Source organism: Pseudoalteromonas sp. TB64 (assembly GCF_000498095.1).
Classification (GTDB): domain Bacteria; phylum Pseudomonadota; class Gammaproteobacteria; order Enterobacterales; family Alteromonadaceae; genus Pseudoalteromonas.
The window spans coordinates 39,885-65,234 of the sequence record NZ_AUTQ01000230.1 but is presented as its reverse complement, the minus strand read 5'-3'; the positions used below and the strand labels follow the sequence as shown (position 1 = coordinate 65,234).

General features: G+C 37.2%; 19 protein-coding genes and 1 pseudogene. 6 read left to right on the top strand and 14 right to left on the bottom strand.

Annotated features, from left to right (window positions below):
* Positions 1-790: 790 nt before the first annotated feature.
* From L647_RS0119585 to L647_RS0119565, 5 genes are all read right to left on the bottom strand, one after another.
* The gene (locus tag L647_RS0119585; protein ID WP_024612533.1) at positions 791-1,468 is read right to left on the bottom strand and encodes a hypothetical protein; all 678 of its coding nucleotides are present in this window, start codon (positions 1,466-1,468) and stop codon (positions 791-793) included.
* Positions 1,465-3,384 carry a pilus assembly protein N-terminal domain-containing protein gene (locus L647_RS0119580; protein ID WP_024612532.1) on the bottom strand — a complete coding sequence of 640 codons (1,920 nt, stop codon included), beginning with the start codon at positions 3,382-3,384 and terminating at the stop codon, positions 1,465-1,467. The genes L647_RS0119585 and L647_RS0119580 overlap by 4 nt, the downstream gene beginning before the upstream one ends.
* A gap of 240 nt (positions 3,385-3,624) precedes the next feature.
* Positions 3,625-4,197, bottom strand: a complete 573-nt coding sequence (locus tag L647_RS0119575) for a tRNA-(ms[2]io[6]A)-hydroxylase (RefSeq protein ID WP_024612531.1) — start codon at positions 4,195-4,197, stop codon at positions 3,625-3,627.
* Between the two features lie 123 nt (positions 4,198-4,320).
* Positions 4,321-4,950, bottom strand: a complete 630-nt coding sequence (locus L647_RS0119570; protein WP_024612530.1) for a sulfotransferase — start codon at positions 4,948-4,950, stop codon at positions 4,321-4,323.
* Between the two features lie 25 nt (positions 4,951-4,975).
* Positions 4,976-5,350, bottom strand: coding sequence for an MAPEG family protein (locus L647_RS0119565; protein ID WP_024612529.1), 375 nt, complete (start codon positions 5,348-5,350; stop codon positions 4,976-4,978).
* A gap of 157 nt (positions 5,351-5,507) precedes the next feature.
* On the opposite strand from L647_RS0119565, the gene L647_RS0119560 reads away from it, so the two are divergent.
* Positions 5,508-6,860, top strand: a complete 1,353-nt coding sequence (locus L647_RS0119560) for a DUF2254 domain-containing protein (RefSeq protein WP_024612528.1) — start codon at positions 5,508-5,510, stop codon at positions 6,858-6,860.
* A 4-nt stretch (positions 6,861-6,864) separates the two neighbouring features.
* Here L647_RS0119560 and L647_RS0119555 read toward each other — a convergent pair whose 3' ends face one another.
* The 3 genes from L647_RS0119555 to ggt form a co-directional block, all read right to left on the bottom strand.
* Positions 6,865-7,590, bottom strand: coding sequence for an SIMPL domain-containing protein (locus L647_RS0119555; protein WP_024612527.1), 726 nt, complete (start codon positions 7,588-7,590; stop codon positions 6,865-6,867).
* Between the two features lie 153 nt (positions 7,591-7,743).
* A complete protein-coding gene (locus L647_RS0119550; RefSeq protein ID WP_024612526.1) occupies positions 7,744-9,438 on the bottom strand; it encodes an NAD-dependent malic enzyme in 1,695 nt (564 codons plus the stop codon).
* A 286-nt stretch (positions 9,439-9,724) separates the two neighbouring features.
* Positions 9,725-11,497: a gamma-glutamyltransferase gene (gene ggt / locus L647_RS0119545; protein ID WP_024612525.1), complete on the bottom strand. Its 1,773-nt coding sequence runs from the start codon at positions 11,495-11,497 to the stop codon at positions 9,725-9,727.
* 64 nt (positions 11,498-11,561) lie between these two features.
* Between ggt and rrtA the strand changes: the two genes are divergently transcribed.
* Entirely contained in the window at positions 11,562-12,185 is a 624-nt protein-coding gene (gene rrtA / locus L647_RS0119540; protein WP_029880553.1) for a rhombosortase, read from the top strand.
* Between the two features lie 81 nt (positions 12,186-12,266).
* On the opposite strand, the gene L647_RS0119535 is transcribed toward rrtA, so the two are convergent.
* From L647_RS0119535 to L647_RS0119515, 5 genes are all read right to left on the bottom strand, one after another.
* Positions 12,267-14,774 (bottom strand): prolyl oligopeptidase family serine peptidase, encoded by a 2,508-nt coding sequence (locus L647_RS0119535; RefSeq protein ID WP_024612523.1) that lies wholly within the window; start codon positions 14,772-14,774, stop codon positions 12,267-12,269.
* A 135-nt stretch (positions 14,775-14,909) separates the two neighbouring features.
* A complete protein-coding gene (locus L647_RS0119530) occupies positions 14,910-16,076 on the bottom strand; it encodes an endonuclease/exonuclease/phosphatase family protein (RefSeq protein WP_024612522.1) in 1,167 nt (388 codons plus the stop codon).
* Positions 16,077-16,201: 125 nt separating this feature from the next.
* Positions 16,202-17,350 (bottom strand): 5-(carboxyamino)imidazole ribonucleotide synthase, encoded by a 1,149-nt coding sequence (locus L647_RS0119525; protein ID WP_024612521.1) that lies wholly within the window; start codon positions 17,348-17,350, stop codon positions 16,202-16,204.
* 2 nt (positions 17,351-17,352) lie between these two features.
* Positions 17,353-17,835, bottom strand: a complete 483-nt coding sequence (purE, locus tag L647_RS0119520) for a 5-(carboxyamino)imidazole ribonucleotide mutase (protein WP_024612520.1) — start codon at positions 17,833-17,835, stop codon at positions 17,353-17,355.
* A gap of 151 nt (positions 17,836-17,986) precedes the next feature.
* A complete protein-coding gene (locus L647_RS0119515) occupies positions 17,987-19,576 on the bottom strand; it encodes an ABC-F family ATPase (protein ID WP_076917068.1) in 1,590 nt (529 codons plus the stop codon).
* Positions 19,577-20,224: 648 nt separating this feature from the next.
* On the opposite strand from L647_RS0119515, the pseudogene L647_RS01000000124660 reads away from it, so the two are divergent.
* A pseudogene (locus L647_RS01000000124660) lies at positions 20,225-21,432 on the top strand (porin).
* Between the two features lie 86 nt (positions 21,433-21,518).
* On the opposite strand, the gene L647_RS0119505 reads toward L647_RS01000000124660, so the two are convergent.
* Positions 21,519-22,427: a LysR family transcriptional regulator gene (locus L647_RS0119505; RefSeq protein WP_024612518.1), complete on the bottom strand. Its 909-nt coding sequence runs from the start codon at positions 22,425-22,427 to the stop codon at positions 21,519-21,521.
* 107 nt (positions 22,428-22,534) lie between these two features.
* On the opposite strand from L647_RS0119505, the gene L647_RS1000000126595 reads away from it, so the two are divergent.
* Genes L647_RS1000000126595 through L647_RS0119495 form a run of 3 tightly spaced genes read left to right on the top strand, consistent with a single transcriptional unit; the run spans position 22,535 to position 24,867 of the window.
* Positions 22,535-23,254, top strand: a complete 720-nt coding sequence (locus L647_RS1000000126595) for an MFS transporter (RefSeq protein ID WP_253948911.1) — start codon at positions 22,535-22,537, stop codon at positions 23,252-23,254.
* Positions 23,173-23,706, top strand: coding sequence for an MFS transporter (locus L647_RS1000000126590; RefSeq protein ID WP_343223090.1), 534 nt, complete (start codon positions 23,173-23,175; stop codon positions 23,704-23,706). Before L647_RS1000000126595 ends, L647_RS1000000126590 begins: the two co-directional genes overlap by 82 nt.
* A gap of 24 nt (positions 23,707-23,730) precedes the next feature.
* Positions 23,731-24,867 (top strand): MFS transporter, encoded by a 1,137-nt coding sequence (locus tag L647_RS0119495; protein ID WP_024612517.1) that lies wholly within the window; start codon positions 23,731-23,733, stop codon positions 24,865-24,867.
* The last annotated feature ends 483 nt before the right edge of the window (positions 24,868-25,350 follow it).

The following is a 25,350-nucleotide window of genomic DNA, read 5'->3' as shown; positions in this document are numbered from 1 at the left end:
AAACAAAGAATGTTAATTATGCGTATTTACGTTGTTGAAAATACTAGAGTAATGATTAAGTATAATTTAATTCAAGATTACCCATTTTAAGATTAAATTTATGACAGAATATTTGTATTTAGCTTTTTATATAACATAACGATGCATACACTCCTTTGCATTAACATAGTCAGTGGTATGCTTTGAATATAGTACATAGAAGCTTTCCTCGATATTTATAGTGGTATAAGGGCGTGTTCAACTTTAAATGTTAGTATTTGTTCTAGCGATCTCACTGACCTCCTCTGCGTTATCCTACGTTCTTACATCAATGGGTATAAATAGATAAAACAATGGTTCAAATACAACGCATGCTTGGTATTCATACGAACTATTTCCTATTTATATTAATAACCACACTTCATGAGGGCTGAATGATTTGAAAACTAAATATAAAGTCACAAATTTTATGTAAATTGAATCTCGCTTAATTATCGCAAATCTACCTTATGGGCTTTCAAATTAGGTGAAGCTACGAACGCTATTAAATAAATTCGAGAATAAAAGAGAGCAGTTACTATTGAGGTACTTTCTTGTTGTCGCAGTTTTAAACAAAGAATGAAGAAATAAGGGGAGATCATAATTTAAGGGTGATAAAGCATGGGGTTATTTATTAAAATATCATAATTTTAGTAAATCTACCTTGCATGATTAATACTTTGAAAAGTTAACTATAGAAAATACAAATTAAAGTTACGTTAAGGCGAATAAATGATTGTTTAAAATTTGAGTAAAAAAAGGCCTTTCGGCCTTAAGAATAACAATTTCCTAAAATAGAAAGCTTTCCTCGCCTAGCAAGCGCTTTTTTATGCTCTGGCTCAACAGATAACACTTGCTCATAATAGTTACATGCAAGTAAGTTATTAGCATTTCCTTCTTCTATTAATCCTTTATGGTAAAAATAAATCGTATTTTTTAATCCAAACTTAGCGGCAAGCTCTAAATAATTAGAAGCAATAACATAACTACCTTGAGCATAATGAATTGACGCCATTTGTAAGTAAGGTGATGACTGAGTTCCAAATACATCAATTCCATATTGAGCAATACTTTTAGCTTTTGCTAAATTCCCTTGCTCAATCGCCAAGCTTATACCAAGTGTAATTGCATTTAATGGAGGATTAGGTTTATTAAGTAATGTATTTATAACTTGTTGCGCTTGGTTTGCTCTACCACTTTTATAAAATGAATAAGCTGCAATCGACAATATAGCCGTGTTACCTGGATGCTCTAGCATTAACTGATTTAGTTCATGCACTAATGTTAGACAGTTACTTGCGTTTATACCTTCGCACTTTAATTGCTGTGTATTTAACTGATATTTATTAACTAAATCACCCAAAGCACTATATGGATTAACACTTGGCTTATAGTCAATGTGAGCACAACCAGATAAAGTAAGTAGTAAAATAACGTAAAATATTTTCATAGTCCTTGCTCCTGTATGAAACTAAGTAATTGAGAGTCTAAATCAGCAGGTTCCCATGAACGTAATGTATTTACTGGTTCTCGCACCAAATTAGGGGTCACTACAATAATAAGTTCACGGTTATTTTCGCTTTTACTCGTTGTTTCGCTTAATTTCCCTAACATGCTTTCGCCGCTACCATTAGGTACAAAATCATGGCTTGAGTTGCTATCAGCGCTTATTAGCCCTGCAATAATTAAAGGTTGACCATCTCTTAACCGAGTAGATGTTTGCATGCTGCGCGTATTAAAAGCGCTGCTATTTAAACTACTTCCTGTGCTTTGTGCTATTTCTGCTGTTAAGGTGGTATCGGGCATTGAAATTACAGGATTTAAATCAAGTGTTATTCGGTCCTTATCATCAACCATTGCACGTACGTTTAATTCAACACCAAAAGATTTAAACTCAGTACCACTAAATACAGACCCACTATTACCTTGCTGTCCGCTAGTGATACCAGATGGACTATATGTGGTTGGAACGGGTACTTCCCCTCCTACTTTAAACACCGCACTCTCACCTGCAAGTACAGTAATAGTGGGTCTAGAAAGCACTCTTGAAATACCTTCTTGTTCTAATAAAGAAAACAGCATATCAATAGCAAATTGAGAAGTCGAAAGTTGTAAATTATTAGTTAGTTGCCCACCAATTAATTGCAATGCATTTTCAATCGTTGACGAACCCGACTCACGATTAGTCATTCCATCTAGACCAAATAACCCTTCTTGCTGTTGATAGCCATTAGAAAGCACACTAATATCAGGACGCCATTGCTTTAATCGACGTTGGTTAACTTCGTATAATTGAACTGACACTCGGATTTGCGGTAAATCTTCTACTTCAATGCTCGACAATACTTTACCGCCAGCAACTGAGAGTAATGTTGCACGTGCAATATTTGAGTTCACATTACTTAAAGTAACACCTGAGCCGCCGCCATTTAATAAACCACCAGATTCATTTGCTAGTACTTCAATATCTGAATTTTCATTTTGAGTTGAACCGCCCATCATACTACTTTGATCAAGCGAAGAGCCTGGCATTTGGGTTGATAATTCTGGTTCAAATAATTTATTAATCACATTTAATAAACGCACGAGTTCTATTTGGTTTTTAACAGTACCTGATAAGAAAAACACGTCACTGTCGTCATTTGATAATTCATCAACAGAAATACGTTTAATTTTAACCTTATCTGCACCCATTGATTTAATAACTTCGCTTATACGTTCTTCTTTTGGCTTGGGTGCTTGAGTTACTTTTATTAAATTAATGATTGCGACTTTGCTCGAGTTTTGAGAGCTACTACCATTTGAGTTACCCAAGCCTTGTAATCGTTGTGCAAGCGAGTTAAACATACCTTGGTTAGGATTTGAGGTAATAACAGGTTGTGATGCTTGTGAGCTACTGGCATAAAGGTAGTTTTTTGCAGCTTCATAAGCAGCATGACGATAATTAATTGTTGGTACTTCACCGCGCAATACTACAGCATGGCGATCAGGCGCTATGGTTAGTTGCACGTCAGGGTGAATATCGTTTAAGGCATTTTCCAGTACGCTATAGTCTTCGGTTACACCAAGTAAAAATGTTTCAGAGCTTTTATCGTCGTACCACACCATCATTGATGTACGACCCAACTTTTTGGCTAAAATTAACAACTCACGTCCATTAACCACATTTACATCAAGCGTGGCCTCATGACCAAGTGCTATTCGCGAAATATCTCGATTAAACACAAAGCGAGTGTGCGTCCATTTAACTAAGTGCGACACTTTTTGTACCCGCTCACCATTTGCGTTTTCTATATAATCTAAGTTACTTTCACTGGCTATAGCAGTGAATGATAGTAGCAGTAGTATAAAAGTTAATTTTAACATAAGCCTTTCCCTCAATTTGCTTAAAGGAGTAAGTGCAATTATTAACCCAAACTTTTTAGCTTTATTTTTTAATGAGTTATGCTTTATTTAAATGACGATTTTGATTTTGATTAGCAAAATGCAAATCAATACTTTGTGAATAAAAGGGAGTTAAACGGTGTCGTTTTAGGGGATTGAAATGAAGTTTTACTTAAAACATGCACAGAGTGTAATTTATTAACCACTCTGCGCGATTAAAACTTAATGAAGAGCCGCTGTAAATGGAATGCTTTTACAAATTTTCGCTTCAGCTATTAATAGCTCTTCTAGACGTACATCTACATCTGCTTTGTCAAAGTACTCGTAGGCAAGCTCTACAAAAAGGTTTTTATGTTTTTCTTCTGACTCAGCAATCGCGATATAAAACTCTTTTTCTTTACCTTTGGGAAGTGCTTGAGCAACTAACGAAAAACGCTCGTGCCCCCGAGCTTCAATTACACCGCCAACAAGTAAGCGATCCATTAAAAACTCTTCGCGACCATTTCTAAATAATCCACGAATTTGTTTAATGTATGAATCTTTTTTATCGTCACCTAAATTTACGTCACGCTCAATTAAAATTTTAAGTACTTCTTTAAAATGAATCATTTCTTCGAGAGCTAGGTCGGTCATTGCTATAACCAATTTTCGCTTATCTGGGTAGTGAGAAAGCATAGACATCGCCATGCCCGATGCTTTTTTTTCTGCGGCAGCGTGGTCTTGTAAAAAAGTATCAAAGTCAGCAAGCACTACTTCGGTCCATTCAAATGGGGTGTGGTATTTTAATTCAAACATGATCTGTACAACTTAAATAATAATACGGAGATTTTAACGTATTTAATTTAAAAAATCTCGCAATACCAATTAGCTTATATATTAACTCTATTTAACAATATGATAATTGCTAAACCCGTTATGCTAGTTAGTATATGGGAGTAATTTATCAATACGTCCTTTAGCTGTAGACTCTATTTTTAACGGGTGTTTAATATCGTTCCATGCGGTGACTTTGCCGCCCATATTCATTTTTTCAAAATCTGTTTTATCACTTTTTAATTGTAAAAAGTCACACAACTTTTTATAGCTTTCAGGCTTTGCTATATCAATTGATAAAAAATCGTGGCCACGATTATTAAAGTATGTTTTAGCATCCTTAAAATGCTCTTCATAACAAGATTCTAAGTAGCTATCGTCATTAATTTTATTCAACGATAACTCACTAAACGTATTTAAATAACAACGTTTTATATGAATATTAAAACCACCATCGGCACGCGTTAAATTAGTGTGCATACGTGTTAATAATTGCTTTATTGAAGGTAACCAAGCCGCAAGCTCTCGCTCTAAATATATAAACTTTGAATTAGGGTAATGTAAATCAAGGGTTTTGTAGTCGTTAAAAATGGGGGTATCTGCAATTGCAGTCGCGTTATTGAAGCAAAAATTAGTGTACGCGGTATGTGCAGTAGCTACACCACACTCTAATAAAGTGTGGCATACGCTGGTTGTGCCGGTGCGCGGCAAACCGATAATAAATATTTTTTTCATCTTTTAAATCAGGCAATAAATAATATTAACTATTACGAGTAATCAGCATTACAAATGCACTAATAATTATGACTAAAAACGTTGATACAGCGCCAATTTGGCGAAATCTCATGTTTTTTTCTACAATGCCCGAATTATGAAATACACGTCCTACTAATAGCATCCCACCTAATATATGACAATAATGACTAGCAAGACCTTGATATTCAACTAAAAAAAGTAAAATAATAGCAAACGGCACGTATTCCATAAAGTTCCCATGGGCTCGTATTGCACGTTGAAGGCTCGGCTCACCATTATCGCCTAATGATATTTGTTGTGCTTTACGGAGTTTTATTACATTAAAGCTTAAATATATATAGTAAAACGCAAGAAGTGCTGCATAAGTTGAAATGATCACGTTGTTTTCCTGTTATTTATTATTACTCGCATAAATATGCGCTCTATTATTATGAGTTTGATAATAACATATAAATTTGACCAGCATTATCAGAAGTTTAATAAATGCCTATGCTAAGCTAAGGGTATTAAGTAAGTAGAAAATACATAAGGATTTTATGTTTGTACCTCGCAAAGTAGCCGACAGTTATCGAGAAATGATCAACAGTATTGGCTTTTACCCTTCAATGCTCTCAGTTGGTTTTTTAGCATTTGCTATTGTTACTATGTCGGTAGAATATTTAGCGCCTATTGAGCAATTAAAGTCGTTCATATCTGTTGTGCTTGTTGATAGCGCCGAAAACGCGCGTACTATTTTAAGCACCTTAGCAGGCAGTATTATTTCACTTACTGTGTTTAGTTTTTCTATGGTTATGGTTGTTTTAAACTCAGCTAGTGCGAGTTTATCTCCTCGTGTTGTGCCTGGGCTTATTACGCGTAAATCACACCAATTGGTATTGGGCTTTTATTTAGGTAGTATAATTTACTCTATTATTATGCTAATAAATATTAATAAACTAGATGGTGGCAGCACAGCTATTCCATCAATCGGTGTATTATTTGCACTTATATTTGGCTTGATTTCGCTTGGTTTATTTGTGTTTTTTATACATTCAATTTCTCGTGCCATTCAGGTAGACAACGTGTTAAATGGCTTATTTAGCCAAACTAAAAACGAAATTAAAACAATAATACAAAGGCAACAAGATAACCCTATTGAAGACTTTCCTGATTTTAGCCAGTGGCACTCTATCAGCAGTAAAACCGAAGGGTATTATAAAGGCGTGCATACCGATAAGCTGTGTGCCATTTTAGCTGGGGAAGATATAAAGGTGTATATATCTGTTAACCAAGGTTATTTTACGGTTAAAGGCTATCCGTTTTTAAAGTGCAATAAAGATATAACAAACGATGAAGAGCTGATAAATAAAATTCTCGACTGTTTTATTTTTTATATAGAAGAGTATATAAGCGATCATTACCGTTATGGTTTAACACAAATATCAGAGATTGCTGTTAAGGCTATGAGCCCTGGGATAAACGATCCTGGTACTGCAGTTAAATCAATTGATATGCTAAGTATATTGCTTATTCAACGACTTTCAATTAACGATATTAATTACTCGTTTAAGCACAGTGATAACAATCCACTGCTTTACCTGCACGAAACAAGCTTTGATGAACTGCTACACGACAACTTTACACCGCTGCGTAATTACGCCAAAGGCGATGCATACGTAATGACGAACGTACTTGAGGCATTTAAAAATATTTTGTTTGTTGCCCATAAAGATACCGATGCAAGAAACAGCTTATTTAATTATTTAAATGCGATTGTTGATGACATAAATGAACATGTAACTAATGAGTACGACAGGCGAGAAATTACTAATATGCTTAACTCTATTGCCCGTATTAGCCAAGAGCAAGGTGAAGAGTTAGTAGCGCGTTTTGAGCGCCACCAAAAATAAAGTTTTAATCTATATAGTAAACAGCATAGCTTGAAGCTGTTACTTTAATCTCTCCTGCATAATAGGCATCAGGTACATAGTTACTTGGTGCGCTATCAGCCATCATTACTTTTTCTGCGCGCATATAAGGCTGTGATTGCACGTTAAGTGGGCTAAGCGATGCGCTGTATAAACCTTTTAAATCAACGCCATAATCTTCACTAAATTCTTTTGCAGCGTCACGTGCGTCTTTAATTGCTAACTTTTGCGCTTTTTTATGTAGTTCGTTGTAGTTACTTACTAAAAACTGCGTTTGATTAATTTCGTTAATACCGTTGTTAACTAAGCTTTGTAGTAACTCTGGGTATTTATTTATATCACTAAGTTTTACAGTTAGCGTGCGAGAAACCTTAAAGCCGTTAAACTCTTGATTACCGGTAGTGCGGTTATATTGGCTATCTCGATTTATTGAAATTTGCCCCGCGTTTATATCATTCTCCAAAACACCAACTTCTTTTACGAGTTTAATTGCTTTAGCGATAGTTAAATCGGTTTTATTTTTAGCCGCAATTAAATCTTTATCAACTTCTGTAATTCCAACGCTAAGTTGTACATAATCTGGCATTGTTGTGAGTGTGACTTCGCCTTTAACATAAATATGAGGAGAGTCGGGGGTCGCAGCAGCGAGTGTATCAAAGCTAAGAACGTTTAAAGCCAGTGCACTACCTAAAACGAGAGTCAGTGTTTTCATAAGTCGATCCTTTAATTTTGTAAATGCTATTAAAGACTTTACGTGGTTAATTAAATATGAACAAGCACAAAAAAACAGGCAATTGCCTGTTTTTTGTTAAGCGTTGTAACGAATGCTATTACGCCATTTACTTTAAATTACGTATAACCGTGATTAAACACTACAACGTTTGTAATTACGGTATTTTGGTAACCAGTAATTTCTATCGATTGCAGCCCATAGCGCATCATCACAAATCTCAAGGGCAACGCCCTCTTCAATTGCTTTTTTAGCAACTGCAAATGCAATTCGCTTACTTAGCGTTTCAATTTCAGTAAGCGCTGGTAATAAACTACCTTTACCTGTGTTTGCACGCGGTGAAGACTCAGCAAGCATTTCGCTAGACACACTTAGCATTGCATCCGTAATACGGGTTGCTTTAGCCGCAATAACACCCAAACCAATACCTGGAAAAATATAACTATTGTTACATTGTGGGATTGGGAAAATTTCACCGTTATATTCAACCGGATCAAATGGGCTACCGGTTGCAACAAGTGCTTTACCGTCGGTCCATTTAATTACATCTTCAGGAAGCGCTTCTACCTGCTTAGACGGATTACTTAATGGGAAAATCACAGGCTGCTCACAACCAGCATGCATTGCACGTATTACTTGTTCTGTAAATAAACCCGGTTGACCAGATACACCAATTAGAATGTCTGGCTCTGCACAGTGCATAACATCAAGTAATGATGCGTATTCACCGCTGTAAGTCCATTCGCTTAAGTTATCTTGCGGTTGAGCCAATGCTTGTTGGAAATCACGTAAGCCTTCCATTCCCTCTGAAAGTAACCCAAAACGGTCAACCATAAATACTTGGCTACGCGCTTGAGCTTCAGTAATGCCTTCAAAAACCATTTGACTAATAATTTGCTCAGCAATACCACAACCAGCAGAACCTGCACCAACAAAAACTACTTTTTGCTGGCTTAGCGTTGAATTTTTAACACGACATGCAGCAAGTAAAGAGCCAACAGTTACAGCTGCAGTACCTTGAATGTCATCGTTAAAGCTACATATTTCATTGCGGTAGCGCTTAAGCAATGGCATTGCATTTGGTTGTGCAAAATCTTCAAACTGAAGTAACACACTAGGCCAACGGCGTTTAACTGCTTTAATAAATAAATCTAAAAACTCATCGTACTCATCTTGAGCAATACGTTTATGACGCGCACCCATGTACATAGGATCGTTTAAAAGTTTTTCGTTATTAGTACCTACATCAAGCATTACAGGTAATGTATATGCTGGGCTTATACCACCACACGCAGTGTAAAGTGATAATTTACCAATTGGGATACCCATACCGCCAATGCCTTGATCGCCAAGACCTAAAATACGCTCGCCATCGGTTACAACAATAACTTTTACTTTGCCTTTTGTAGCGTTACGTAAAATGTCGTCAATTTGGTAACGATCGTCGTACGAAATAAATAGACCACGTGCACTGCGGTAAATGTCTGAGAATTTTTCACAGGCATCACCCACTGTTGGGGTATAAATAATTGGCATCATTTCTTCAAGATGATCGCGCACTAAACGGTAGTAAAGTGTTTCGTTATTATCTTGAATTGCACGTAAGTAAATATGCTTGTTAAGGTTGTCAGTAAAGCTTGAGTACTGCTGGTAACAACGTTCAACTTGCTCTTCAATCGTTTCAAAGCGTGGAGGAAGTAAACCAGCAAGATTGAAATTTTCGCGTTCTTTTTTGCTAAAGGCACTGCCTTTATTTAATAGCGGAGTTTCAATTAGGCCAGGGCCAGAATGGTGTATGTAAAGATAATTTGGATCAGTATTTGTTGTCATATTTCCAGGCTTTAACGAAGTCTTAAGTTATGATCTGCCATTATCATTGTTAAAGGTTTAATTGCAATGAATATGAAACTTGTCAGACCAATGAGAATATACAAATACGAGCTTTACTCGTTCTTGTATTATACCCAAGCTGCCTTAAGATGCGAGTTTCAGTTGGAATTAAACGTTATTTATGCAACCCATTGATTGTAAATAATAGTCACCCTATTACTAAAATCAAAAAAGCAGCATAAATAACGTCTAAACTCTCTTTAGATGGCTTGGGTATTTATATAATTTAAAATTTGATAGTGGCGTTTTTCTTCGTTAAATCAGACAACGCAACACCTTCGCGACGAGGGTCGGCACCGCCATACAGTTTGTTGTTTTTCACTTCAACAGCATGTAAGCCTGAGTTTAAATCGATAACGCGCACATTATGCCCACGTTTAGTTAATGCAGGTGCAATTGCTTCAAGCGCTGTGCCTTTTTCAAGACTGGTGTAATCGTTACGATTTGTTGTACGAGGTAAGTTAATCGCATCTTGCGCTGATAAATTCCAATCAATAACCCCAACCACCACTTGCGCTACGTAATCAATAATACGACTACCACCTGGTGAGCCTACAACTAAACGTAAGCTGCCATCTTTATTAAATACCATTACAGGTGACATAGAGCTACGCGGGCGCTTACCGGCTTCTACACGGTTAGCAACAAGTTTGCCGTTAATGCGCGGAGAAAGCGAAAAATCAGTTAATTGGTTATTTAAAATAAATCCGTTAACCATAACTGTAGAGCCAAATGCCATTTCAATAGAGCTGGTCATCGACACTGCGTTACCTTTACTATCTACAATCGATACGTGCGACGTTGACGGCAACTCATAAGAATCATCCATTGCATAACTTAAATACCCGACTGGATTACCGGCTACGGCTTTTTGGTCTGTTTCGGTAATTAATTTAGCGCGTGATGCAATATAGTCTTTGTTTAGTAACTCTTTTGTTGGTACTTGCGTAAAGTCGGGGTCGCCCATGTATACGTCACGATCAGCAAATGCAATACGCGATGCTTGGCTAAAGTAATGAATTGCTTTTTCGCCATTTGGTTTAAGGGCAGCCATATCTTTATGCTCAAGCAAGCCTAGCATTTGCAGTACCGCTACACCGCCACTGCTTGGTGGTGCCATTGAACATACGTTATAAGCACGGTATTCAATACATACGGCGTCTCGTTCTTTACTTTTGTAATCAGCTAAGTCTTGTACGCTTAATTTACCAGGTGCGATTTTAGAGTTTTGAACTGCATTAACCATTTGTTTAGCGTTATCGCCTTTATAAAACGCATCAATCCCCTGTTTTGCAATGTCTTTGTATAAATCTGCAAGTGGCTGGTTTTTTTTAACCGTGCCCGCTTCAATTAATTTTCCATTAGGGTAAAAATATTCGTTAATTACCGGCATGCTCATTACACCCGGATTTAGTTGGCGCGCTAATAGGCCGTGTAAACGAGGCGACACCACAAAACCCTGCTCAGCAAGTTCTATTGCGGGTGTAAATAATTCACTCCACGGTAAGGTGCCGTATTGTTTATGTGCACTAGCAAAAGCATGTAAAATACCTGGTACGCCAACAGAGCGTCCGCCAACAACAGCTTCAATCCATTTTACTGCTTTACCATGTTTATCTAAAAACAAGGTTTCATCTGCATCTGCAGGTGCAGTTTCACGACCATCAAAACTTGTTAGCTTATTGTTTGCTTTGTTGTAATACATCATAAATGTACCACCACCAATTCCCGACGATTGCGGTTCAACTAAGGTAAGTACTAGTTGAGTAGCAATAGCAGCATCAACTGCGCTACCGCCTTGAGCTAAAATACGTTGCCCAGCTTGAGAAGCATATGGGTTTGCTGCTGCAACCATATACTTATCACCAGTCACAACTTGTTTATGAATAAGACCTGTTGCTGCTTCTGGTTCGCGAGTTTCAATTGTTTGCTGTGCAAAAGAAGGCAATGTTACCGCGCACAGGCTAATGGCAAATAATGAGTTAAGTTTAAAATGCATAAAAATACTAAAAACACTTAATTACGATGAGGTAATTGGCATCTTAAAGTTAAACGGGCACAATATGCAAAAATTTATACTAAAAAATTACAATAAAATGTTTAATTTACCACTACAACCACGTTATTTATTACCGCCTATAACTTTGCTGCTTTTTAGTACCATTTTTGCTGCATTTGATTTAAATAATTTACTTGAATTTAACCGACCTTTAGTTAATCAAGGAGAGCTATGGAGAATATTTACCAGCCAGTTTGTACATGCTAATTGGGCTCATTTAGGTTTAAATGCCAGCGGTGTTTTATTAATTTGGTTACTACATGGTGAATATACATCCCCTACTCGCTATGCATTTAATATATGTACGTTGGCACTTTGGTGTGGTTTAGGTGTGTACTGGTTTTGTCCAAGTATCCATATTTATACTGGTTTAAGCGCATTGCTTCATGGCGTGCTCATTTGGGGCGCAGTTAAAGACATAACCGTAGGGCTTAAATCGGGTTATTTATTATTTATTGGTGTATGGATTAAAATAGCGTTTGAGCAATTTAGTGGTCCTAATGCTGATATAGGCAAACTTATTAACTCTACTGTCGCTATTGATGCGCATTTGATTGGCGTAATTGGCGGCACTTTATTAGCCATACCGCTGATTGTTGAATACTTAAAAAAGAAAAACAAAGTGTAATTTTTGTTCAATCCAAAAAACGCCGCGTTAGTTTATTTAACTAACGCGGCGTGTTTGTTTTTATACTTTAAGAATTAAGAATTAAAGTGTTTCTTTAAATAACTTATAAATACGACGATATTCGTCTAACCAGCTTGAAGGCTGAACAAAGCCATGTGGTTCAACAGGGAATATAGCTGTTTCAAAGTTTTGTTTTTCAAGCTCAATTAAACGCTGCACTAAACGTACTGAATCTTGAAAAAACACATTATCGTCAACCATTGGTGAGTTAATTAATAAACGTTTGTTTAAGCCCTCAGCGTAATAAATTGGTGAGCTGCGCTCATATGCAATTGGGTCAACGTCAGGGTGGTTTAATATATTAGCCGTGTAACCTGTATTGTAATGTGCCCAATCAGTAACAGGTCTAAGTGCAGCACCCGATTGAAATAACTCAGGCGCAGTAAACAATGCCATAAAGGTCATAAAGCCGCCGTATGAGCCGCCATAAGTACCGACTGCTTTAGTATCAACATTGGCATTTTGTGCCATCCATTTAACGCCATCGGCTAAATCTTGTGTTTCAGGAGTCCCCATTTGACGATAAATTGCGGTACGCCAATCACGTCCGTAACCTTTAGATGCGCGGTAATCCATATCCATCACTATATAACCTTCATCTGCGAGTAATGAATGAAACATAAATTCACGAAAATAAACCGAAAACCCCATATGTGAGTTTTGTAAGTAACCCGCGCCGTGGTTAAAAATAACCGCTTTGCGGTTTTTGCCTACTTCACCTTCTACGTAATCAGCTGGGTAGTACACTTTTGCGTATATTGGTTGATCAGTATGGCTCGATGGCACAGCAACAATTTTAGGGGCAGTTAGTTTTTTAGCTAAAAACTCATCCGACACAGTGTGCGTTAATCGCGTTGCTTTTGTATTTGCTTTAGCATCTGCTACATAAAGCTCATTAGGCATTGTAATTGTTGAGTGCTTAAGGAGTAACTTGGTTTCATCAGGGCTTAACGTGTAATCGGTCATACCATTTAAATCAGTTACTTGCTCGCTATTACCTGTTTGTGGGTTAACACGGTAAATTTCGTACAGGCCTGGGTGCTCAACATTCGCTTTGTAATAAATTGCGCTGTCATCGCTGGCAAGCGTTAAGTTAGAAACCTCAAATTGGCCTTGTGTTAGCGCAGTTGCTTTGCCGTTAATTGGTTTTTTATAAAGCTGGCTGTAACCTGACTCTTCCGATAGGTAATAAAGCGTGTTTGAGTTATGTAACCAACCAAAGTCGTTAAACGCGTAAGCAATCCATGCATCGTCATGCAGGCGATGTTGCGAGACAAGTTTGTTGTTTTTAAAATCAACGGTAGCAAGCCAGCGGTCTTTGTTGTCCCATGCTTCAAGCATGACAGCTACTTGCGAGCCGTCATCGTTCCATACTATTGGGCTTTGCTCAAACCCCCAGTCCATAATAAGGTTAATGCCACGAGGCGCCTTTTTAGACTTATATGTTTTACCATCACGTGCATAGTTTTCTTTTTTAACTGCGGCTAAAACATCTTCATCAAAGCCCGGTAAGGTATTAAAGCTAAGTGATGTTTGCTCTTTGTTAGTTAAATTGATGTACACAAGCTGCGATGTTTCTTCTTTAGCATCTGCAACACGGCGGCGTGCTTTTTTAGGTTCTATAGTGGCGTCATTTGTAATGTAGTTAGGCATAATATCGCCATCACCGCGCCAATCTGTTTGCTTTTGTACAACGACTAACAGCGCATCACCATTTGGCGAAAGCTGTGCTTCTGCAACTTTATTACCATCACCTAAGTAGTAAGCCGTGTTAGCAATTGAATCGTTTTGTTCATTAATTTGCTCATTACGTGCTTGCTTATCTTTTTTGTTTTTTTGTTGAAGCGCCACAAACTTAATCAATTTATGCTGCTCTTTAGCAATATACGTGCTTGGCTCTTCAATCCCTTTTGGCTCATCACCAAGTTTTAAGTTAGCAAGCTCGCTCGTTAAGCCTGTTTTTAAATCAACTTTAAAAAATACATTGCCTTGGCGGTAAACTAAATCGCCATTATTTAAAAATTGTGGTTTAGATTCGCTTGCTGATGTCGCTGTAATTTGTTTAAGTTCACCGGTTTTTAGGTTTTTAACAAACACATTGCCTTTAAACGTATAGGCAGCCATTGTTTTATTTTTTGAATAAACAGCTTTATTTGAACCCACAGTATGAAGTTTATTAAGTGCTACCTGCTCTGCTGTTTGGCTAGTAACCGATTGGCTAAATAAATCGCGTAGTGTATTACCTTGCTCTTTTTGAGCATAAATAATAGTAGCCGAATCGCTAGCCCAATAAGCGCTCTCTGGTTGATTGCCCATCCAATCAGGATCGGCCATTGCTTGTTCTAACGTTATTTTTTGTGAGCCGATATCTGCTGGCGTGTTTACAACCGCAGCAACATTAGTTGCTGGTAAAGCACTTTGCTGTGTTGGAGAAGAAGTGTTTGCTGTAGCAGCACAACCTGCAAGCATCACACTTGAGGCAACAGCTAATGCCACTAACGTTTTAGATGAAGAAAAATTAAAAATCATAGTGCTTCTATACAGTTATTATAATTAGACCGTATTTAAGCAGAAGTACTCAAGTTATTGCAATTTTTTAAGATAAATAGCTATTAAACAAGGTAAAGCTCAGTTTAATAGCGCTTTACAGCCGTTTGGTTATGCTTATTCAACTATTAAATCAAGCCAAACCAGTCGATGATCGCTTGAAGCGTTTCTATCTTCAATTAAACGATGCTCATCGCTTGTTTTACTTGGCCAAAACACACCGCCGTTTTTAATTTTTAATCCATAATTTGACGGTAGTACGTAATCTACTCGAGCCTGCCAATTTGCACTGTAGTTTTGCCCATAAGGTACACTGCTATATTGCTCTTTAGCGCCTGTACTTTTTGGAGTAAAGCTGGCGTTAATGAGTGGATTTTTAAGTATTTGATCGGTTGTATTAGTACGTGCTTTGTCGCCCTCGGGAGCTGCATTTAAATCGCCTAAAATAACAAAGCGAGAATCGGCTTTTAGCCCCCCTTTTTTACCTTGGTCATCGTAAATGTAATTAGCATTTGCTACATAATCGGCAATTAGCCTTACTTCGTCATGATTACGTTTACCATTACGATTTTCTTCGCCATCAAACACCGGTGGCGTTGGGTGCGATGCAAGTACATGTATGGTCTTGTTGTTTACAGTAACAGGTAAATCCCAAAACGACTTAGAGCTCAGTCTCAGTGCTTGCCATTCTTGCTCGTTATACCAGTTTTCACCTGTTTTAGGCATTAATGGCATTTGCGCGTTAGGCATGTCTTTGTATTTAAAGGTTTGCAACGTTCTTATTTTATCAAAATCAATTGGGAATTTAGAAAGCACGACCATGCCGTAATGCCCTTCAAAAAAGCCAAAACCTTGTGCATCGCCCATTACGCCATTTTTTTTACCATCGTTATCTAAATCAAATTCTGTTGCTAAACCGGTGTTAACAGGCGCTATATAAAAATAAGGATAATTTATAGCATCTTGCTTTTGCTGACTTACATTTAAATAGTGCTTATTAAAGTACTCTACACCTTGCTCTTTAGGTATAAAATCAAACTCATTAAGTAAAATAATATCAGGACGAACACGTTGAATTATTTCAGCAATATTTTTAATTTGTTGGTTATTTGATTTAAGTGCGTTAACCAAGGCATCGCTTTTAACTTGCTCGCCTTTAGGTGTGTGATTTGTTGCATCCATGCTGACATTAAATGTAGCAACACGAAGAGAGTCTGATGCAAATGCATTTATACTGAAAGAAGCCGCAACAAGTATTGCGCTATAAATTGCTTTAAGTTTCATTAAATAATTTCACTGTAAAATTGTAGACAACTTTATTATTTCACAAACTCGATAACCAAGCGCTTTATTTAATCAAAAAAAATGCCGAGCAAGCTCGGCATTTAGTAAAACAAAGAATTAATTGTTTAATGTAAAATTAGGTTTGCAGCCGCTTTTAAAAGACCTGGGTATTGTTCCTCAGGTAAATATTCTGTGAGCTCTCCAACTTTATCAGCCAAGTCGTTCATACTATCTGCCGATACGTTTATATGACCCATCTTACGCCCAGGCTTTGGTGCTTTACCATACCAATGGCTAGTAACATCTGTAAACTTTAGAACGTCAGCTGGAATGCTTGGTTGACCAAGAACATTTATCATCGCGGTGATTTGTTTAAGCTCAGTGTTACCCAAAGGTAAGCCTGCAACAGCGCGCATGTGGTTTTCAAACTGCGAACAATGACATCCCTGCTGCGTCCAATGACCAGAGTTATGAACACGTGGAGCAATTTCGTTAACAAGCAACGTGCCTTGTACGTCAAAAAACTCAATAGCTAGCACGCCTACATAATTAAGTTCATTCGCTAACTTTGTAAATGCAGTAGTGGCTTGAGTTTGCACGCTATGATTATTTTTACCTGCAATAGAAAACGTTAGCACACCATCTGTGTGCTCATTTTCTGTTAATGGGTATATAGCAACGTTACCGTGTATATCGCGTGCGCCAATAATGGAGACTTCGCGATCAAATGGGATCATTTTTTCTGCAATAATAGTGTGCGGTGCTTGCTCTGTGCCAGAGGCAATAAAGTCTGCCATTTCTGACCAAATTTTATCTATTTCTAAGTCAGATTTTAAACGCCATTGACCTTTACCATCATAACCCGCTTGGCAGGTTTTAATGACTAATGGCTTACCTAAACTTTTAACAGCTTGTTCTAGATGTGCTTTTTCAGTAATTAATTGATACGGCGCACACGCTACGTCGGTTTTATCAAGTAATGCTTTTTCAAGAGCACGGTCGCCGCCAGTTTTAATGGCCGCTTTTCCTGGGTAAAACTTATTGCTATTACAACAAAGTGTTAATACATCATCAGGAATGTGTTCAAATTCTGCTGTAATTGCGTCAGCGTCTACAATAGCCTGCTCTAGTGTTGTTGTATAAACTTCACCAGTTAACGGGTGCATGATTTTTTTGCTGCCTACATCGTAAGCAACCACATTTAAATTAAGTGGTGCACCGGCAAGACTCATCATTCGAGCTAATTGACCAGCACCTAAAATTAGAATATTCATTATTACTCTGCAGGATTTGGATTAGCTAAAATAGTCTCGGTTTGTTGTTTACGAAACGCTTCAATTTTTGCAAAAATTTCTGGATTTTGACATCCTAAAATTTGCGCAGCTAATAAACCTGCATTTGCAGCACCGGGCTCGCCAATTGCTAATGTGCCTACTGCAACGCCTTTTGGCATTTGGCAAATAGACAGTAACGAATCAACACCGTTTAATGCTTTTGATTTTACTGGAACACCCAGTACAGGAAGCGAAGTAAATGCAGCCGCCATACCTGGTAAATGCGCCGCGCCGCCAGCACCCGCAATGATAACTTTAATGCCGCGATCTGCGGCTGAACTTGCGTAATCAGCAAGTAATTGAGGAGTTCGGTGTGCAGACACAACTTTAGTTTCGTACTTAATGCCAAAGTGTTCTAGCATAAGTGCTGCGTGTTCCATGGTTGGCCAATCTGATTTAGAACCCATAATAATGCCAACAGTCATAAATATTCCTCAGTAATGTATTTTCAAAATAGCGGACTTATGTCCGGTTTTAGGCGGGTATTATACCCAAACCAAGTTTAATTGCGACTCACAAAAACAAAAAAAGCCATGTTTAAACATGGCTTTTTAGAGTTAACGGGTAAATAGGTTATTAAGCTTCTTTACTCGCTAAGTATTCTGCGTAGTTGCCTCTAAAGTCGATTATTTCACCGTCTTTAACTTCCCAAATACGAGTAGCAACAGAGGATACAAATTGACGATCGTGCGATACAAACATCAATGTCCCTTCGTAGGCTTCAAGTGCTAAGTTAAGCGCTTCAATAGATTCCATATCCATGTGGTTAGTTGGCTCATCCATAAGTAATATGTTTGGTTTATGCATCATAATTTTACCAAACAGCATACGACCTTGCTCACCACCAGATATTACTTTAACTGACTTTTTAATATCGTTTTGCGAAAACAACATACGACCTAAAAAGCTACGAACTACTTGCTCGTCGTCGCCTTCTTGTTGCCATTGCTCCATCCACTGAAACAAGTTCATGTCGGTTGCAAATTCGTCAGCGTGATCTTGCGCGTAATAACCAATGTTCGCGTTTTCAGAAAACTTAAACTCACCGGCTTTAGGCGCCAAGCGCCCTGCTAAAGTATTAAGTAATGTTGTTTTACCAACACCATTTTCACCAATAATAGCAATACGTTCGCCAACTTCTACTAAACCTTCAAGGCCTGAGAATAAAGTTGTATCGTCAAAACCTTGCGTTAGATTATTCATTTCAAGTGCGTTGCGGAATAACTGTTTTTCTTGATCGAAACGAATAAACGGCGTTTGACGTGATGACGCTTTAACTTCATCTAACTGAATTTTATCAATACGCTTAGCACGCGATGTTGCTTGCTTAGCTTTAGATGCGTTAGCAGAGAAACGCGAAACAAACTGTTGAAGCTCAGCAATTTGGTTTTTCTTCTTCGCGTTTTCACTTAATAACTGCTCACGGGCTTGCGTTGCTGCAAACATGTATTCGTCGTAGTTACCTGAGTAAATACGTAGCTCGCCGTAGTCAATGTCGGCCATGTGTGTACACACAGAGTTTAAAAAGTGACGGTCATGCGAGATGATGATCATGGTACAGTCGCGTTGGTTCAACACGTCTTCTAACCACTTAATAGTATAAATATCCAAGTTATTGGTAGGCTCATCCAGTAGCATAATGTCTGGGTCTGAGAACAATACTTGAGCAAGTAGCACACGCAGTTTAAAACCAGGTGCTATTTCAGACATTGGACCAAAGTGTTGGTCTGTGCCAATACCTACGCCTAATAAAAGCTCGCCTGCTTTAGATTCAGCAGAGTAACCATCCATTTCGGCAAATTCAGTTTCAAGATCGGCTACTTTCATGCCGTCTTCTTCACTCATTTCTGGTAAAGAATAAATACGGTCGCGCTCTTGTTTAATTTCCCATAATTGCTTGTGACCCATGATCACAGTGTCAATTACTGAGTATTCTTCGTATGCAAACTGGTCTTGGTTTAATTTAGCAACGCGTTCATTTGGATCAGTACTTACATTACCTGAAGACGCTTCAAGCTCACCACTTAAAATTTTCATAAATGTTGATTTACCACAACCATTTGCACCGATTAAACCGTAACGGTTTCCGTCGCCAAATTTTGCTGAGATATTTTCAAATAATGGTTTAGCACCAAATTGCATGGTGACATTAGCTGTACTAATAATAGCGCTACCCTCCGAGGGTGTAAGGATGTATTTAAATTGCGCGCAGTTTATACCAAATTAGGCCTTTTTTCTATCAAAGATTATTTTCAAACACTGGCATTACAGTGCATTTTTAAACGTACTACCCTTATTTAAATGTACAGTAATAAATAAAGCTTATAAGAAGGCTGGTGGCTTATTTTAGTAAGAATTAAATTTGGGCTTAAAGTAACCTTTTATCAATTATTTCAATTAATAAAACTATATTTAAAAACAACTCAGCTTATTGATAAATGAGGGATGGTATCTATCTGGTTTAATCTATCGGATTTTATTACCTTAAAATTATTTTTAGTTATACCTTTGAAAATAAAGCCATTTTAGAGCAATTACACTACATGTTATTTTTTAATCAACGTGAAATAAATTCAAATTAATATTTATGCTATTAAGCGTTTTACAGCACTATTTACCTATCTAACCACATCAATAATCAAATGTTTTTAACACAATAAAAACAACGTTAACGGTGAGTGAATATTCTTGGTGTTTTGTTGTCACTTTTAATGAGTATTTTTCACTTTTGAGCTATATAGTGCTTTGTTAGTCTGCAACTATTAAAATTTTACTTTGGTAAAAACAGTCGTTCACACACTGAGGCAATATAAAATGAACATAAAATTAGCGGCACTGTTTAGTGCACTTATTGTAGCTGCTCCGACTGTATTTGCAGTCGAATTGTATAAAGATGACACTAACGCCTTAAATGTTGGTGGTTATGTAGATGTTCGTGTAATTAATACTCAAGGTCAGACCGAAGTCGTCAATGGTACCTCACGAATAAACTTTAGTTTTGAGCGAAAACTTAAAAATGATTGGATGGCACTTGCACTTGTAGAATGGGGTGTAAACCCTGTGGGCAGTAGTGATATTGTTTACAATAACCGCTTTGAATCCATTCAAGATGAGTTTTTGTATAACCGTTTAGGTTATGCGGGTCTTTCTCATGAAAAATACGGGCAACTTACAATCGGTAAACAATGGGGTGCTTGGTACGACGTAGTTTATGCCACAAATAATAGCTTTGTGTGGGATGGTAATGCCGCTGGTGTATATACGTACAATAAAGACGATGGCGCAGTGAATGGAACTGGTCGTGGCGACAAACTCGTGCAGTATCGTAATAGTTACAAAGAATTTGATTTTACAATACAAGCTCAATTAAAAAACGATGATTTTTATACCTGCGATATTACCGATATATCACAATCGCAATGCCAAACATTATGGGAGTCTGGTGATAGTGCAGCCCAAAGAGTCGAATTTAACTCAACGTTTGGCAGTGCAGTTACTTATAACGTAACTAAAATGCTTACCCTTACTGCAGGTGTAAACAGAGGAGAGTTTGACCTTACTTTTGTGATGGTACTACCCGCTCAGTTGAGGACTTAATATACGGTGCGGGTATTAAATGGGGCGACTTTAATGCACCTGGCTTATATGTAGCGGCTAACGTTAATAAAAACCAAAATCATGATACCGACAACCTAGGACGTTTAATTAAAGATGCTATTGGGGTCGAAACCTTTGCATCGTATCGTTTTGATAACGACTTACGCCCTTTTATTGCCTATAACCTGTTTGACGCCGGCGACGACTACGTTATTCAGCCAAACTTTAACGCCGATCCAAATGATGTATTTAAACGTCAATTTGCTGTTATTGGTTTGCACTATCTTATTGATGCAGACACTATTGCTTACGTAGAAGCACGTAAAGATTTTGGTGGCTTTCAAAGTAATAACAAAGAACAGCAAGCTTTAATGGAACAGTCGGAGGATGATGGCATCGCTATTGGCTTTAGATATAAACTTTAATGCTAATTTAAGCTAAATTTATTTAAAACCCTACGATAATTATATTGTAGGGTTTTAGTCGTTTTACTCGGATTTTAAACAAGTGTTTAAGCCATGCTCCGTTGTATCTCGGGCTTTGCGGCCAGCGCTATATCAACAAAAGCGTGTACTGTTGCGTTTAAGTTACTTTGTTTATATTGCACTTCTACCGGTATTTTTTTAGTCGCATTTTTTATTGCCACAAACACACACCCTTCGCTATATAATTTACGAACACAATGTGGAGCAATCGATATTCCAAGCCCTGCTGCAACTTCGGTAACTAATGTTTGCATATGTCGAGGGTGGCTTATTATATTTGGCGAAAAACCAGCACTTTTACAAAGCATTATGGTTTCATCAAATAAACCAACTGCTTCGTCTCGATCAAAAATAACAAATTTATCATTTTTTAAGTCATTCAAATCAATACTCAATTTGTCAGACTCGTTATGATCTTTATTTAAAACAGCGACTAACTTATCGATATAAATATCGTGTTTTATAAATTCATCACTAATTGACTCAGGTAATGGTCGCGAAAATCCAATATCAATTAATTCATTTTTAAAAGCGTGTATTTGTTCCGTCGCGGTCATTTCGAACAAGGTGACATGTACATGCGGATATTGCTGTTTATATTCTCGTACAAGTGTTGCCATAAAGGTTAAGCATGCCGAACTTAAATGGGCAATATTAAGTGTACCTACCTGCCCATTGTGCGCTCGTTTAACTTGAGTTTTAGCTTTTGCAGCGAGCGCCAAAATTGCGTTGGCATCTTTTAATAACTGCTCACCGGCTTGAGTTATTGCAACATCTCTCGAGTTTCTTATAAATAATACAACATCAAGCTCGTTTTCTAACTGTGCAATGTGCCTGCTTATTGCCGGCTGCACGGTGTGTAGCTCTTTCGCTGCCTCTGAAAAACTTTGATGCTTAGCAACGCTTACAAAGCTCTTTAATGTTTTTATGTCCATAACATGCCTAAAATACAATAATTGTATAGATTCTATAAAATAATATGATTTTTGTTATAGGTAAAGAACTCTTATTATTACCCCATGTTTAAAAATCAGAGAGCACTATGGCAAAGCCTGAACATAATCAATCATTGAGTCGGTTTATATTATTACTGATGACCACTGCAATTGCTGCAACAGCCGCCAATTTATATTACAGCCAACCTATTTTGCCGCTTATAGCGAGCGAGTTTAACTTAAGTAATTCGCAACTAGGCAGTATTCCAGCGTTAACACAAATTGGTTATGCGTTTGCCTTATTGTTTATATCTCCTTTGGGTGACTCAATTACCCGCAGGCGTTTAATTAGTCTTTTATCGTGTTTATTGGTGTTTGCTTGCGGTACTGCAATGCTAGCGCCAAACTATTCGTTGTTACTTATCTCGGTATTTTTAATTGGTGTAAGCGCCAATATTACCCAGCAGCTAATACCGTTTGCGGCATCGCTTGTATCTGCAGATCAAAAAGGTGCAACATTAGGCACCTTAATGATGGGCTTAACCATTGGTATTTTACTTTCAAGAACGTTAAGCGGATTTGTAGGTGAGCAATTTGGCTGGCGAAATGTATTTTTAATGTCGGCATTACTTGCAGCTTTATTTGGTGTACTACTCCGCATTTTTTTACCTTCAAACAAGCCCAGCACTAACTTGCGTTACTTGGCGCTTATTAAAAGTACATTGGCATTATTTACTAAACATAAATCGCTACAACATTTACACTTTCAGGTGCTTTTTGGTTTGCTTCATTTAACGTACTTTGGGCAACACTTGCTATTTATGTAAGCGATGAACCATTTAACTACAACGCACAACAAGCTGGTTTATTTGGCGTAATTGCTTTGGCAGGAGTAATTGGTGCTAAGTCATCTGGTAAATGGGTTAACAAACTAGGATCTAAAACTTTAATAATGATTGCTCTTGCGTTAGCAGCTATTGGTTTTGCAATTACCGGTTTATTTAATGGCAGTTTGGCATCATTAATAGTGGGTATTATCTTAATCGACTTTGCCATATTTAGTGCTCAAGTCGCTAACCAAGTTCGTGTTTTTAGTATTGATCCATCAGCGCAAAGCCGCATAAATGGAATTTACATGTTGGGTTATTACATTGGCGGCGCTGTTGGCTCAATGGTTGGTGTAAAAGCATTTGCACTTTATCAGTGGCCAGGAGTTGTAGTTGTAAGCATTATATTTATTTTACTAAGCGCAGTTTTTAACTCTTTAGCTAAAAAATAATTACTTTAAAATTTAGGAGTACATATGAATAAATTAAAAACAGCAGGTAGCTTTACACTCCTTTGCATAGCTAGCTTAACTATAATGGTAGGCACTTTACTTGCTCCGGGTTTAGTAAGTATTTCACAAGGATTAGGTATAACCGATAACGCCGTACTTTTAATTACACTTCCCTCGTTAGGTGCCGTTGTGTTTGCTCCTATTGCGGGAAAACTAATAGATAAACACGGCGCTTATAAACTCTTAATAATTGGTTTGTTTTTATATGGTCTTGCAGGTGCCAGTGTTTATTTTTTAAATGGTCCTACATTAGTATTTGCTAATCGATTTTTACTTGGTGGCATAACTGCTGTTGTGATGGCTAGTTGCACTGTTTTAATTTCAACATGGTACACAGGCGAAGCGCGCCTAGGTATGATTGCAAAACAAGGCATGGCAATAGAGCTAGGTGGTGTTGTATTTTTATTTTTAGGTGGTTTACTTGCGTCGCAGTTTTGGGGCTTACCACTTTCACTTTATTTAATTGCATGGGTATTTTTAGCGATGCTTTTGTTATTTGTGCCAAATAAAAATTTAACAAACAACAATAACGAAGAAATAGTTGAGCTCAACACGGCTAAAACGATTAACGGACTTTCTTTAAAAAGTGTATATGTAATCTCGACTTTAGCAATGACCATATTTTTTACATCAACCGTTTTACTTCCTATTACTATGAATGCACAAAATTATAACGAGTCACAAATTGGTCAATTACTCGCATTTATATCTTTAGTCGCGGTAGTTACAGCTGGCTTTATGCCTAAAGTAACAAAGTTGCTAGGTGAACCCAAAGTGTTGGCATTTGCTTTTTTAGCTTTTGGTTTATCGTATATTTGTTTTACATACGCAAGCACCCTACTTTTAATTTTAGGTGCAATATTAATAGGCATAGGGTTTGGTTTTAGCATCCCTCTTTTAAATCATATGACGGTTGAACTAAGCGATGTAAAAGTACGTGGTAAAAATTTATCTTACTTTACGATGGCTGTATTTTCGGGTCAGTTTTTTACGTCTTTTATGGAATATATTCCTGGTGGTGAGCAAAATGTATTTATAAGTTGTAGTGTATTCGCATTTATAATTACACTCGTATTATTTTTTAAAAAAGCAAAGCCTTAATATGTAGTAAAAGAGCATTTATAAAATGCTCTTTTACTTCTCTAAATCTACCATCTTGTATTTCGCACTCCCTTTTTGATCATTTTAGTTACAATTTACTCTATTGCTTAGGCAAGTATTAAACTAAATTTAGTATGATGTGTTCTTTATGTGTGAAGCCACCAGCCATTAATTATTATTATTCTTTAACTACAAAAACAGTATTAAAACTATGATGTAACTTTGGTGAGGTTATATTGAAATTGCACGATACTTACACAGCATATTACTAACCCTCTAAACACACAACGTACATTAAAAGCTGTAAACAAATTATGGGCTATATAAGTGCTAAGTATTGATAGCATTTTAACTCAACGACCATTAACTGTATATAAATACAGTTCTTAAGAACGTTATACAAAACTGACTTTAAAACCAGACAAACGTATAAGTACTTAATAATATTAAACTAAGTCTAAAAATATAAAGTTTGTTTGTTAT